Genomic DNA, 13,670 nt, shown 5'->3' on the forward strand with positions numbered 1-13,670 from the left:
ACCAAAAAACAATGCTATCCGAATTGCAAAAAAAACTGGATTACGTAAATGCATATAGAGAAAACCGTCTCAAAGCTGCGCAAGATGTACTAGAAAACCCCACGCTTTTTAGTGAATTGGTTTCAATTTGCTTTTCGCCCGAAGATAAAAACAATCATAAAGCGTGCTGGATTTTAGAATTTGTTTCGTACGAAGAATTACATTGGCTTCAGCCACATCTAGATTTTTTCTGTTCGAATCTGAAAGTTTTAAAAGACGAAAGCTCTATGCGTCCCATTGCAAAAGTGACACAGCTTTTGATAAAGTCTCATTACAAAAAAAATGAAAACGGCATAAAACTCTCCGAAGAAAATCTTCAAGATTGCATTGAAGCATCTTTCGACTGGTTAATTAATGACACCAAAGTCGCAACAAAAGCCTACTCGATTCGCACTTTATATATTCTAGGAAATTATTACGATTGGATTCATCCCGAATTAAAAGTAATAATTGATAAAGATTTCGGAGATCATTCAGCTGCTTACAAGGCCGTTGCCAAAGAAGTTTTGAAGAAAATAAAATAAGTTTTTAATAGCCACGAATTCACGAATTATTTTTTTATACATAATGCAAGGAAAAAAAATTCGTGAATTCGTGGCGGAAAAAACTTGTACTCAACGAAATTTTGGCTAAAAAAAGATTAAAAAGTATCTTTGCAAAAACACAACACAAAATGAATTATTTTTCTTCTGATTTTAAATTGGGAATATTAGGTGGCGGACAATTAGGTAAAATGCTTTTGTTCGACACCAGAAAATTTGATATACAAACTTACGTTCTAGATCCAAGCGACGAAGCGCCTAGTAAAATCGCCTGCAACAAATTCTTTCAAGGCGATTTAATGGATTACGAAACCGTTTACAACTTCGGGAAACAAGTCGATGTTTTGACTTTCGAAATTGAATTGGTCAATCTTGAAGCATTAACGCAATTAGAAAACGAAGGCCTAAAGGTATATCCATCTCCAAAAACTTTAAAAGGAATTCAGAATAAAGGTGTTCAAAAAGATTTTTACGCTAAAAACAATATCCCAACTGCACCATTTGAAAGATTCGAAAATTTAGATCAACTAAAATCTAAAATCAACGATTTGCAATTACCTTTTGTATGGAAATGCACTGAATTTGGTTATGATGGAAATGGCGTGAAAATAGTTCGCCAAGCTTCAGATTTAGATACGCTTCCAAATGTAGAATGCATTGCAGAAACTATGGTTCCGTTCAAAAACGAATTGGCGGTAATTGTGGTAAGAAATCCATCGGGCGAAATGAAAACATATCCGGTTGTAGAAATGGAATTTCACCCAGAAGCAAACCAAGTTGAATATGTAATATGCCCAGCAAGAATCGATGATAAAGTAGCCGAAAAAGCGAGAGCAGTTGCCTTAAAAGTTTCAGAGAATTTTAATCATGTTGGCCTTTTAGCAGTAGAGATGTTTCAAACTCAGGACGATGAAATTTTAGTCAATGAAGTTGCTCCTCGTCCGCACAATTCTGGTCATTATTCAATTGAAGCTAGTTATACTTCACAATTCGAAAATCATTTACGTGCTATTTTAGATCTTCCGTTAGGAAACACTGACAGTAAAGTTGCCGGAATTATGGTAAATTTAGTAGGTGCCGAAGGTCATTCTGGAAATGTAGTTTATGAAAACATCGAAACCATTTTAGGATGGGACGGTGTTACGCCACATATTTACGGTAAAAAACAAACTCGTCCTTTTAGAAAAATGGGTCACGTAACGATCGTAAACGAAAATATGGCTGAAGCAAGAAGAATTGCACAGGAAGTTAAGAACACGATTAGAGTGATCAGTGGTCAGTAATTTTTTAGTATTCAGTCGCAGTTTTCAGTCTCAGTTTATAACTTAAAACAAAATAAACAGTTTTCAGTCTCAAGTTTTCAGTTCCAACAAAACTTGAAACCTTAAACTTGAAACAAACAAAACAAAAACACACATGAGCAAAGTAGCTATTATAATGGGAAGCATCTCAGACATGCCAGTTATGCAGGATGCAATCGACATATTAAAACAATTTAATGTAGAAGTTGAAGTAGATATCGTTTCGGCACATAGAACGCCAGAGAAATTATTCGATTTCAGTAAAAATGCACATACTCGCGGCATTTCGGTTATTATTGCCGGTGCGGGCGGTGCGGCGCATTTACCTGGAATGGTGGCTTCAATGTCTCCGCTTCCTGTAATTGGAGTTCCTGTAAAATCAAGTAATTCTATTGATGGTTGGGATTCAGTTTTATCGATTCTTCAAATGCCAGGTGGAGTTCCTGTGGCAACTGTTGCCTTAAACGGAGCAAAAAATGCTGGAATTTTAGCTGCACAAATCATCGGAAGCCACGATAAAAAAGTTTTAGATACTATTATTTCTTATAAAGAAGAATTAAAAGCGGCGGTTAATAAAGCGGCTGAAGGTTTGAAAAAGTAATTCCACAGAGATACACAAAAAAAACACAGAGGCGCACAAAATTTTTGTGAATCTCTGTGTTTTTTCTTTGAGCTTCTTTGTGAAACTAAATCTACAATTTTATCTCTTTTTTGAATTAAGCCGCATCTTCAACTTCTTCCAAAACAGATTCAAATTCAGATTCGTTTATATCTTCTTTATTTATCCAATTCTCTGAAGTTACCAAATCGTAATTTATATTGTCCTCTGTTGTCAATTCCCAAATAATACTTTCAGCTTCTGGAAATGGAATGTTTTGAGAAATTTGATTTTCGAATAACCTCTTGATAAGATTTCTGTCAGATAAACCATTATTCAATAATTTCAACACGTTTTCAGCTGTCAGCTTTTGTGGCTCACCATCCTTTGATGTCATTGAAAAATGAACAATAGAAGCTTTTGCATTTGGAAATTTACCATTGTAAGCTTTAAAAAGCAATTGATTAATATGAAATAGAGTTCCTTGCATGTGAATTTCTGGATATTCTTCACAAACTTTATCAATTAACATATTGTTTGATATTTGTTCCACTTGTCCTTCCGTTAATTCCTCTCCCAATTTATATTCTAAAACTATTGCTGCAGCTTCATTAGCTTCGTAATCAGAAATAGCCATTTCTAATAATTCGGGCAAACTGCTTTTCTCAGCCGTCGCGCCATCGGGATAATTAAATTTTCCTAATAACTGAATAAAATCTTCATCAGACCAATATCCTTCTACTTCATTCACCGTATCAATATTCTTAATTACTACTTGATAATTCATCATTTCCGTTTTTATAATTTATGATTAGAATTTTGTATTCTAACCTTTTTCTCAATTTACGCTTTTAAAACTGCTTCCCGTAACAAATAACATATCTATAACACAATTTAAGAGAGTTTTATGCCGAGAATGAATTCTTAATTGCCAATTAGCTTTTTATAAATTATTATCTTTGGAATTCAAAAATTCGACTTCTATTAATAAAAAATATAATATCATAATGAGTGTTTTACTTTCAAAATTTATAACTAAACATAACACCGCCCCTTTTTCGCAAATTAAAATCGAAGATTACGTTCCGGCTTTTCAAGAAGGAATTGCTTTGGCTAAAGCCGAAATTGATGCAATTGTAAATAATCCGGATGCGCCGACTTTTGAAAATACAATTGTGGCGATGGATTTTTCGGGCGATATTTTAGATCGTCTTTCTAGCATTTTCTTCAATTTACATTCGGCTGAAACGAATGACGAAATGCAGAAAATTGCTCAGGAAGTTTCGCCTTGGCTTTCAGAATTTGGAAATGATATTCGTTTAAACGCTGATTTATTTGCACGAGTAAAAGCCGTTTACGATCAAAAAGAAAGTTTAAATCTAAATGCAGAGCAAACTACTTTATTAGACAAAAAATACAAAAGCTTTTCTAGAAACGGAGCCAATCTGCCAGAAGACAAGAAAGATCAATTAAGAGAAATCGATAAAGAATTATCGAAATTGAGTTTACAATTTGGCGAAAATGTTTTGGCAGAAACCAACAATTTCGAATTGCATTTAACCGATGAAAAAGATTTATCTGGTTTACCTGAAGGTACAATCGAAGCCGCAAGATTATTAGCCAAAAATCAGGAAAAAGAAGGTTGGATTTTTACTTTAGATCATCCAAGTTATGTTCCGTTTTTGACTTATGCAGATAATCGTGAACTGCGTAAAAAAATGGCAATAGCTTTTGGAGCAAAAGCATTTCAAAATAACGAATTCAACAACGAGGAAAACGTTTTAAAAATTGCTAAACTGCGTTTTGAAAGAGCTAATTTATTAGGCTACAAAACACACGCACATTTTGTTTTGGAAGAAAGAATGGCCGAAAGTCCAGAGAAAGTTTTCTCTTTCTTAAATGATTTATTGGCAAAAGCAAAACCAGCAGCTCAAAAAGAATTCGCAGAATTAACTGCTTTCGCTAAAGAACTAGACGGAATCGAACAATTAGAAAAATGGGACGGAGCATATTATTCTGAAAAATTAAAACAGCAGCTTTTTAATTTAGACGATGAAAAACTAAAACCTTATTTTCAATTAGAAAAAGTTTTAGACGGTGCCTTTACAGTTGCCAAAAAATTATATGGTTTAACTTTTACCGAGGTTTTTGATATTGACAAATACCATGAAGAAGTTACCACTTATGAAGTAAGAGATGCTGAAAATAATTTGGTTTCGATTTTCTACGCTGATTTCTTCCCAAGAAAAGGAAAAAGAAACGGTGCTTGGATGACTTCATTCAAATCGCAATATATAAAAGATGGCGTAAACGAAAGACCGCATATTTCTAACGTTTGTAATTTTACAAAACCAACAGAAACAAAACCTTCGTTATTAACTTTTAATGAAGTAACCACTTTATTCCACGAATTCGGTCACGGATTACACGGAATGTTAGCCGATACCGTTTATCCAAGTTTATCGGGAACTTCTGTTTACTGGGATTTTGTAGAATTACCAAGTCAGATTATGGAAAACTGGTGTTACGAACCAGAGGCTTTGGCTTTGTTTGCAAATCATTATGAAACAGGAGAAATTATTCCGATTGAATACGTTCAGAAAATTAAAGAAAGTGCAAGTTTTCAAGAAGGTTTAGCAACATTACGTCAGTTGAGTTTTGGATTATTAGACATGGCTTGGCACGGACAAGATCCAACCAATATTACAGATCTAAAAGCTTTCGAAACTGAACAATTTGCTAATACACAATTATATCCAGATGTAAAAGAAAATGCTATGAGTACAGCGTTTTCTCATATTTTTCAAGGTGGGTATTCTTCTGGATATTACAGCTACAAATGGGCAGAAGTTCTGGATGCAGATGCTTTTGAATATTTTCAAGAAAACGGAATTTTCAACGAAGAAGTAGCGAAGAAATTTAAAGACAATGTGCTTTCTAAAGGAGGAACAGAACATCCTATGACTTTGTACAAACGTTTTAGAGGACAAGAACCAAAGCCTGAAGCTTTATTGAAAAGAGCGGGACTATTATAGAGTTTCTAAGATACTAAGATACTAAGCTCCTAAGTTGCTAAGTTGCTAAGTTTCCTAGAGAATTAAATTTTGAAACCGAAGTATAAATGCTTCGGTTTTTTTATTTGGTTTTACTTTAACTATCTTCGTGTTTTAAATCTTAATCTTACAAATACCAGCCGTGAAAAAATATTTTAAAATAGTGCTTTATCTTGCAATTATCGGATTGATTGCTGTCGTTTCAGTAAATTACTATGTAAAATCTTCTACTAAGAGATACATTCACTATTCCATTAAAAAATTTCCTAAAAATGATGTCGGAATAATTTTTGGCGCAGGAATCAACGGAAATCAGCCAAGCAAATATTTAAAAGATCGTTTGGATGCTGGAATTATGCTTTGGAAAGCTAAACGCATTAATAAAATTCTGCTTTCGGGAGATAACGGGCGTGATGAATACGATGAATTGACGGTAATGAAGAATTATTGTTACAATCATGGCGTCGACACTACAAAGATATTTATTGATTATGCAGGTTTCGATACCTATTCAACAATGTATCGTGCAAAACATATTTTTAAGATTAAAAAAGCGACTTTAATTTCGCAGGAATATCATTTAAATTGCGCTATTTATATCGGACAGAAACTCGGAATTAAATCAGCTGGATATTCTGCAAACCATGGAGAATATCTTGGATATAATTATGTTCGCTTTAGAGAATATGGTTCTGTTTTTAAATCCTTTTTTGATGTTTTGAGAAATCGAGAGCCTCGTTTTTTAGGCGGAGAAATTAATATAAATGGAGAATCTAATTATTCGAAAGAAGATAAGCGATAAAGAAAAGCCCGAAGCAATTCTGTTTCGGGCTTTTCTTTAAAAATTTAATGACAAATAATAGAAATCTTGACTCTTTAATCTGGCTTCTATTTCTAAATCTCTACTCTTTCTCCAAAACTCTTTTAGCCAATTTCCCAACAGTAAGTCCTTGCACTACAATTGAAAATAAAACTACTATATAAGTTACTTCAAGTAAAAGGTTTTTGTATTCTCCTTCAGGCATAGAAAGTACCAAAGCAATAGAAACTCCACCACGAATTCCTCCCCAAACCAAAACCATCAGAGAACCTTTGTTGTAAGCAGACCTGATTCCGAAGAACTTGAAGATATCGAAGAATTTCCAAGGTAAAACGATAGAAGTTAATCTTGAAAAAAGAACAATAAAAATGGCTACAAAACCTGTTATCAATTGTTTATTTAAATCTGGCAGCAACAACAATTCAAAACCAATAAATAAGAATAAAATAGCATTTAATATTTCGTCAATAAGCTCCCAAAATTTCCCTAAATAATCTTGAGTAATTTCGCTCATTGCAACTTTTTTACCGTAATTTCCAATAATTAATCCGGCAACAACCATTGCCAGCGGACTAGAAACGTGTAAGCTTTGAGCAATCAAAAATCCTCCCATTACAATAGAAAGCGTGATTAAAACGGATACTTTATAATCGTCAATTTTCTTCATAACGTTTGATGCCGAAATCCCAAGAACAGCACCTAATAAAAGTCCACCAATACCTTCTTTTGCAAATAACCAAGCAATAGAACCAAAAGTCATATCAAATGTTGGATCAGTTGCCAGTTTCAAAACAACAGCAAACATCACTACGGCTACTCCATCATTAAATAGGGATTCACCAACAATTTTAGTTTCGATTCTTTTAGGAACTTTCGCTTCCTTTAAAACTCCTAAAACCACAATTGGATCGGTTGGAGAAATTAAGGTTCCAAAAACTAAGCAAAATACATAAGGTATATTAATTCCTAAGAGTGGTGCGATGTAATAAAGCAACATCGAAATGATTAAAGCTGATAACACTACACTTACTGTAGAATAAATCATAATAGGAACTTTTTGTTCTTTAAGATCGGACATATTTACGTGTAGAGCTCCTGCGAATAAAAGAAAATTCAACATTGCTCCCATCAAGATCTCATTGAAATCAAATTCTTTTATCAAATCAAAAAAATGTTTGGTGGTTGCAGGAAAGTAAGAATCTCCCAAAAGGCGAATTCCAACGGAAACCAGCATCGCAATAATCATGATTCCGATGGTTCCTGGAAGTTTTAAAAATCTTAAATTTAAATAGGCGAAGAAAGAAGCCAGTACAATAAGTACCGAAAATGTGTAGTATAATTCCATAAATGTGATTTTTACAAAAATAGCTGTATCATTATTTAATCAAAAATTTCAAGGTTTGAATTAACATAACTTTATAATTCGTTAAATATGTTTCAATTATTTTTGAAAGTTTAAAAACTTTTACTTACATTTGATTCATGGAATTCAAAGAAGCAAAAAATAAGTTTGTACAAACCTGGGGAGCATTAGGCTCTCAATGGGGTATTAATAAAACGATGGCACAAATCCACGCTTTATTAATGGTTTCGAACGAACCTGTTTCTATGGAAGACATTATGGAAGAATTGCAAATTTCCCGCGGAAATGCCAGTATGAACTTAAGAGGTTTAATGGATTGGGGAATTGTTTATAAAGAATATAAAGCTGGAGAAAGAAAAGAGTTTTTCACGGCAGAAAAAGATTTAGACGAACTGGCAGTAAAAATTTCCAGAGAAAGAAGCAAAAGAGAAATCAAGCCAACGCTAAAAATCTTAAAAGAAGTTTCGACTATCGAAGCAAAAGATTCTGCAGAAGAAAAACACTTTGTAGATCAGACTACCAAATTGTATGATTTCGTTCTAAAAGCAGATAATATGTTGGATAAAATGACTGAATTTAATGATAACTGGTTGGGAAAATTGGTTATAAAAATGATGAAGTAAAAAAATTTAATTAAAACTTTCATTTTTTTCTGAAAGTTTAAAACAGTCAATAACTATGAAAACGACATTCAAAATAGTCGAAATTATAAATATAGCGGCCCTAATTTTTTTACTGCTTGGTGGTTATGGTTTAGCCATTACAGGTGGATTGCAAGTTTTAGGAGCACTTTTATTTGTTTTAATCTTCCCAAAAAACAAATTAATTTATATCTATTTTGCTTTAGTGATTCTCTTCTTCCTGATTTGGAATGGAGAATTTAGCTGGCTTTTCTTATTGCCAATTTCATTAATATTCTTCCTCACTTTTATTATTTACAATCAAAAAAAGAAATTATGAACTTCTTAAAAGCAGAATGGAAAAATTTAGCACTTTTCAATTATGAAGTTGATGCTGAAATATTAGAAAAATATCTTCCAGCAGGAACTGAGATTGATATTTGGAACAACAAATGTTACGTCAGTTTGGTCGGATTTATGTTTAAAAATACCAAAGTTTTGGGATTTAAAGTTCCATTTCACATCAATTTTGAAGAAGTGAATCTGAGATTTTATGTAAAACGTTTCGAAAATGGAGAATGGAAACGTGGTGTGGTTTTTATTAAAGAAATTGTTCCTAAAAAAGCCATCACTTTTATTGCCAATACTTTGTATCAAGAACATTATGAAACTCAGAAAATGAGACATGAAATTATTGAAAATGAAAACAGCAAAACTTTCATTTATCAATGGAAGAACGACAAAGAATGGAACACAATTGAAATTGAAACCAAAAAAGATTTAAGTAAAATCGAAATGGATTCTGAAGCAGAATTTATTACAGAACATTATTTTGGATACACCCAAATCGATGAAGAAACCACTTTTGAATATGAAGTGACGCATCCAAGATGGGAACAATTTGAAGTTTTAAATCATCGAATTGATATTGATTTCAAAAAAAATTACGGAAGCGATTTTGGATTTCTTCAAACTCAAAAACCAACTTCAATCTTTCTGGCTGAAGGCTCAAAAATTACAGTTAAAAACAAAAGAAAAATCGAGTTGATTCCTAGCGAAGAAAAATTATACGCTTAAAACTATTCATCTTTAAAACCAAAAATCATGAAAACGTTAGAAAACCAAACCTTACTTTATGATGAAGATTGTCCACTTTGCAGTTTGTACACAACTGGTTTTGTAAAAAGCGGCATGCTTGATGAAAACGGAAGAAAATCATATTGCCAATTATCTGATGAAGAACAAAATTTCGTAGACTTAAAGCGCGCTCCAAACGAAATTGCTTTGATCAATAATAAAACCAAAACGGTTACATACGGAATTGACAGTTTGATAAAAGTGGTTGGTTTTTCTTTTCCGCTAATCGAAAAAATTGCGACTATAAAACCCCTTCATTTCATCCTGAAAAAAATGTATTCTTTCGTTTCTTACAACAGAAAAGTAATTATTCCTGGAAATGTACAAGAAGAAAATAAATTGCAATGTATTCCAGATTTCAATTATAAATACAGATTTCTTTTCATCGCATTTGCATTTACAATAACGAGTTTTGTTTTATTTGGATATTCTAATTTGATTCCGAATTTACCGAAATCAAATATTGTGAGAGAGATCATTTTAGCATTTGGACAAATTGTTTTTCAAAGTTTATTGCTGCTGAAATTTGACAAACAAACAATTATGAATTATGCAGGAAATATAATGACTGTTTCTTTAATGGGAAGTTTAATTTTAGTTCCGATTTTAATTCTAAGTCAGTTTTTACAACTTCCTCAAACAATCATTTTGGGCTGGTTTGGAGTTACGGTTTTGATTATGTTTTTGGAACATTTTAGAAGAGTAAAAATTTTAAAACTTCCTTTTTACTTATCTTACACTTGGATTTTTTACCGAATTCTCGCTCTACTTTTAATTTTAAATTAATTATTAGCCACGAATTCACAAATTTATTTTTATAATTTTTGCCACAGATTAAAGTGATTATTCGGATTTATAAATTGCGTAAAAAATCATTAAAATCACTTTAATCTGTGGCAAAAAAAAACACAAGCAATGAGCAAACTCATAATCTCAGCCGGAACAGGGTTTTTAGGACAAATTTTAGTCGATCATTTCAAAAATAAATTTGAAGAGATTGTAATTCTAACAAGAGGAAAATCTCAAACAATTGACGGAATTAAATATGTAAACTGGAATGCTAGAACTTTTTCGGGCTGGGAAAAGGAATTGGAGAATGCTACAGTTTTAATTAATCTCGCAGGAAAGTCTGTTGATTGCCGTTATACGAAAGAGAACAAAAAAGAAATTCTTTTATCTCGAATTGAAAGCACCAAAATTCTAAACAAAGCCGTTTTAAATTGTACAAATCCGCCGAAACATTGGCTGAATTCATCTACCTCAACCATTTACCGATTTTCTTTAGACAAACAAATGGATGAAGTTGATGGCGAAATTGGAAATGACTTTTCTATAAATGTGGCGCTTTCTTGGGAAAAAGCATTCTTTAAAACGGAAACTCCAAATACATTAAAAACCGCTTTGCGAACTTCTATTGTTTTAGGAAAAAATGGAGGCGCTTTTATTCCGTTAAAAACTTTGGCAAAAGTTGGTTTTGGAGGAAAACAAGGAAAAGGAAATCAGTTTATAAGCTGGATTCATGAAGAAGATTTTGCGAATGCTATTGATTTTATTCTTCAGAAAGAAATTACTGGCGTTATCAATATTGTTTCTCCAGAACCAATTCGAAATGTTGACTTTATGCAGGAACTTCGAAAAGCAGTTGGTTTTCCATTTGGAATTCCGATCAATAAATTTTTTCTTGAAATTGGATCTTTCTTTATTCGAACTGAAACCGAATTGGTTTTGAAAAGTAGAAATGTAGTTCCGAAAAGACTTTTGGATAATGGGTTTGGATTTAAGTTTAGGGATATTGATGAGGCTTTTAAAGATTTGATTTAAACGTCTTATTTGTCATTTCGACGAAGGAGAAATCTTCGCGAGTAACTCTGCAAAGATTGACGACATTCTGTACGGAGCTACTTACGAAGATTTCTCCTTCGTCGAAATGACAAGATTGTGCAAAACAAAATATAAACCAATGACAACAATAAACCTCACAACCAAAATAAAAGCCTCAAAACAAATCGTTTTTGATGCCTCAAGAAATATCGATATTCACCAACAATCGGCAAGTCCGTCAAAAGAAAAAGCAATTGCGGGTGTAACATCTGGTTTAATTAATTTAAGCGAAACGGTAACTTGGCGCGGCAAACATTTCGGATTTTATCTCACTCACAAAAGCCGAATTACGGCAATGAATTTCTATGATTATTTTGTGGATGAAATGGAAAGAGGCAAATTCAAATCGTTTAAACACGAACATTTTTTTGTAGAAGAAAATGGCTTTACCATTATGAAAGACAAATTGCAATATGAAACTCCGTTTGGGATATTTGGTAAACTTTTTGATATTTTGCTTTTGGAAAAACATCTTACTAATTTTCTTTTAGAAAGAAATAAGGTTTTGAAAGTCATTTCGGAAAAACTCGTATAATATAAATTGCTTACTTTTATAAGTATTATCCTTAAAATGAATAATTAAAAATCAAAAAAACATACTTATGAAATTAAAAACGATATTAACTGTAGTTTTCTTTGCAATTTCTTTTATCGGATTTTCTCAAAGCAATTGTACAACTCTAAAAGGTTGTGAAAGAAAGCTTTGTGAATTGAACACAAAATTGGCTGCCGCGAAAAAAGCTGGGAATCAAAATCAGATTAAAGGTGTTGAAGAAGCTATTGCGCAAACCAAGAAAAACTGCACCACCAAAACAGTCAACAAAGATCTTGACAAAAAGGTAAAAGAGAAACAGCAAGAAGTCAACGAAAGAACTGCTGATTTGAACGAAGCGATTAAAGACAAGGAAAGCAAAGAAAAGATCGACAAGAAAAGAAAAAAACTAAATGAGGCTAAAGCAGATTTGAATAAAGCTTTGGCGGAACAGAAAGCGAAATAATTTTTTCTCCCGCAGATTTGGCAGATTAAAAAGATAATTTTAATTGCCCCCAGCTTTAGCTGGAAGTAAAAATAAGTCTCCAATCTGGGCTTTGGCCAAATTGTAAAGTTTGGCTAAAGCCTAGAGTATTCAATCATATTTATTCTCCAGCTAAAGCTGGAGGCAATTGAAAAACAATTAAATCAAAATTTATTTTTTAAACATAGTCCGCGGTTGAAACCGGAGGGAAACGTTGTGCAAAAAAACATCCCAAATTTTGAAATCATTTGCAATATTCTAAATGTCTTTTGAAAACGAATTTTCTCGTTTTACGTTTTGCGTGAGGGATAGGAGCTGGCTACCGAAGTAGCGCGGATAGCCCGACAGCATCCTGATAAAAGGGCCTATAAGCGTAAAGTAAGTAAGCCCTTTTATCGGGATGGTGGCACGCCCTAAATATTTTTATAGAAAAACGATCATCAGCCACCAAAAAATGGGCACACTTTCGACCCAAAAGGAAGTGTAATATTTGGAACGATTCGGATTGGCAAAAGCAATAAACAACATCAGCATGATGACCATAATAAGATTTATAATAGCGTCATGAATATTGAATGTTGAAATAAAAACTTCTAAAAACCAAAACGGGATCAATAGCAAAAATCCTAAAAGTTTGGTTTTCTTTACTCCGATTGTCTGCGGAACGGTTTGTAAATGCGGATCGTCATTGGCTAAATCTAAAATTTCGAAAACTAAAATCAGTACAAAAACCAAAACGAATCTTTGAATGCATTTAATAAAGAAATCTATAGTAACTGGAATCTCTGCATTTATTAAAGGTAAAACCAAAGTAGCGCCAACCCAACAAAGCGCTACAATATAGATTTTTACTCCTGCCCAATTTCTGGCATTTCTTCGATTTGGAAAAAAGGGTAATGTGTAAAGTGCAGTTATGGCAAAAATTCCAACGGAGACTATTTGTGTTATTCTTTTTAAATTAAAAAAATAGTAGCCAACTAAAATCACCGAAATAAAACTCAAAACAGCAATAATTTTTAGCTGAGTTCCTATCGGGTTTTTCTTTACGCGAACCAGCGCATCATATTTTACGAAATTATATCCTACAATTGTTCCGAAAAAAACAAACAATGCCATTGGCTCATCGTACTGAATATGAAACACATGAAATGTAATTCGGACCAAAGCATAACACGATAAAGCCACGTGAATACTGCTGTTTAAATAAAAATCGAAAATTTGTTTTAAAAGTTTCATATCTCAAATCTAATCAATTAGTAACAAATCAACTCTTTAGTTATAAATTTGATAAAAATTGAAG

15 protein-coding genes are annotated in these 13,670 nt (G+C 32.7%); 12 read left to right on the top strand and 3 right to left on the bottom strand.

Features of this window, described 5'->3' with window-relative positions; all coding sequences use genetic code 11:
- Nucleotides 1–11 precede the first annotated feature (11 nt).
- From NCC77_RS22045 to purE, 3 genes are all read left to right on the top strand, one after another.
- A complete protein-coding gene (locus NCC77_RS22045) occupies nt 12–563 on the top strand; it encodes a HEAT-like fold family protein (protein ID WP_250837487.1) in 552 nt (183 codons plus the stop codon).
- A 149-nt stretch (nt 564–712) separates the two neighbouring features.
- Nucleotides 713–1,864, top strand: a complete 1,152-nt coding sequence (locus NCC77_RS22050; RefSeq protein ID WP_250837488.1) for a 5-(carboxyamino)imidazole ribonucleotide synthase — start codon at nt 713–715, stop codon at nt 1,862–1,864.
- A gap of 133 nt (nt 1,865–1,997) precedes the next feature.
- Nucleotides 1,998–2,483: a 5-(carboxyamino)imidazole ribonucleotide mutase gene (purE, locus tag NCC77_RS22055; RefSeq protein ID WP_012022518.1), complete on the top strand. Its 486-nt coding sequence runs from the start codon at nt 1,998–2,000 to the stop codon at nt 2,481–2,483.
- 115 nt (nt 2,484–2,598) lie between these two features.
- Here the strand turns inward: purE and NCC77_RS22060 are convergent, their stop codons facing one another.
- A complete protein-coding gene (locus NCC77_RS22060) occupies nt 2,599–3,267 on the bottom strand; it encodes a hypothetical protein (protein WP_250837489.1) in 669 nt (222 codons plus the stop codon).
- A 220-nt stretch (nt 3,268–3,487) separates the two neighbouring features.
- On the opposite strand from NCC77_RS22060, the gene NCC77_RS22065 reads away from it, so the two are divergent.
- The gene (locus NCC77_RS22065; RefSeq protein WP_250837530.1) at nt 3,488–5,515 is read left to right on the top strand and encodes a M3 family metallopeptidase; all 2,028 of its coding nucleotides are present in this window, start codon (nt 3,488–3,490) and stop codon (nt 5,513–5,515) included.
- Between the two features lie 160 nt (nt 5,516–5,675).
- The gene (locus NCC77_RS22070; RefSeq protein ID WP_250837490.1) at nt 5,676–6,335 is read left to right on the top strand and encodes a SanA/YdcF family protein; all 660 of its coding nucleotides are present in this window, start codon (nt 5,676–5,678) and stop codon (nt 6,333–6,335) included.
- Nucleotides 6,336–6,435: 100 nt separating this feature from the next.
- Here the strand turns inward: NCC77_RS22070 and NCC77_RS22075 are convergent, their stop codons facing one another.
- Complete coding sequence (locus NCC77_RS22075; RefSeq protein WP_250837491.1) at nt 6,436–7,698, bottom strand: cation:proton antiporter; 1,263 nt, start codon at nt 7,696–7,698, stop codon at nt 6,436–6,438.
- 137 nt (nt 7,699–7,835) lie between these two features.
- Between NCC77_RS22075 and NCC77_RS22080 the strand changes: the two genes are divergently transcribed.
- The 7 genes from NCC77_RS22080 to NCC77_RS22110 all read left to right on the top strand — a co-directional run bounded on the left by NCC77_RS22080 (nt 7,836) and on the right by NCC77_RS22110 (nt 12,352).
- On the top strand, nt 7,836–8,339 hold the full coding sequence (locus NCC77_RS22080; RefSeq protein ID WP_129054171.1) for a GbsR/MarR family transcriptional regulator: 504 nt from the start codon (nt 7,836–7,838) through the stop codon (nt 8,337–8,339).
- 55 nt (nt 8,340–8,394) lie between these two features.
- Entirely contained in the window at nt 8,395–8,676 is a 282-nt protein-coding gene (locus NCC77_RS22085; RefSeq protein WP_250837492.1) for a hypothetical protein, read from the top strand.
- Entirely contained in the window at nt 8,673–9,413 is a 741-nt protein-coding gene (locus NCC77_RS22090) for a YqjF family protein (RefSeq protein ID WP_250837493.1), read from the top strand. The genes NCC77_RS22085 and NCC77_RS22090 overlap by 4 nt, the downstream gene beginning before the upstream one ends.
- Nucleotides 9,414–9,440: 27 nt before the next feature.
- Nucleotides 9,441–10,259, top strand: a complete 819-nt coding sequence (locus NCC77_RS22095) for a thiol-disulfide oxidoreductase DCC family protein (protein WP_250837494.1) — start codon at nt 9,441–9,443, stop codon at nt 10,257–10,259.
- A 129-nt stretch (nt 10,260–10,388) separates the two neighbouring features.
- On the top strand, nt 10,389–11,294 hold the full coding sequence (locus tag NCC77_RS22100; protein ID WP_250837495.1) for a TIGR01777 family oxidoreductase: 906 nt from the start codon (nt 10,389–10,391) through the stop codon (nt 11,292–11,294).
- 139 nt (nt 11,295–11,433) lie between these two features.
- The gene (locus NCC77_RS22105; protein ID WP_250837496.1) at nt 11,434–11,889 is read left to right on the top strand and encodes an SRPBCC family protein; all 456 of its coding nucleotides are present in this window, start codon (nt 11,434–11,436) and stop codon (nt 11,887–11,889) included.
- 67 nt (nt 11,890–11,956) lie between these two features.
- The gene (locus NCC77_RS22110; RefSeq protein WP_250837497.1) at nt 11,957–12,352 is read left to right on the top strand and encodes a DUF1090 family protein; all 396 of its coding nucleotides are present in this window, start codon (nt 11,957–11,959) and stop codon (nt 12,350–12,352) included.
- A 441-nt stretch (nt 12,353–12,793) separates the two neighbouring features.
- Here the strand turns inward: NCC77_RS22110 and NCC77_RS22115 are convergent, their stop codons facing one another.
- Nucleotides 12,794–13,606, bottom strand: a complete 813-nt coding sequence (locus NCC77_RS22115) for a UbiA prenyltransferase family protein (protein WP_250837498.1) — start codon at nt 13,604–13,606, stop codon at nt 12,794–12,796.
- Between the last annotated feature and the right edge of the window lie 64 nt (nt 13,607–13,670).

Origin of the sequence: Flavobacterium tyrosinilyticum (genome assembly GCF_023656565.1) — a bacterium.
Taxonomy (GTDB): Bacteria; Bacteroidota; Bacteroidia; order Flavobacteriales; family Flavobacteriaceae; genus Flavobacterium; species Flavobacterium tyrosinilyticum.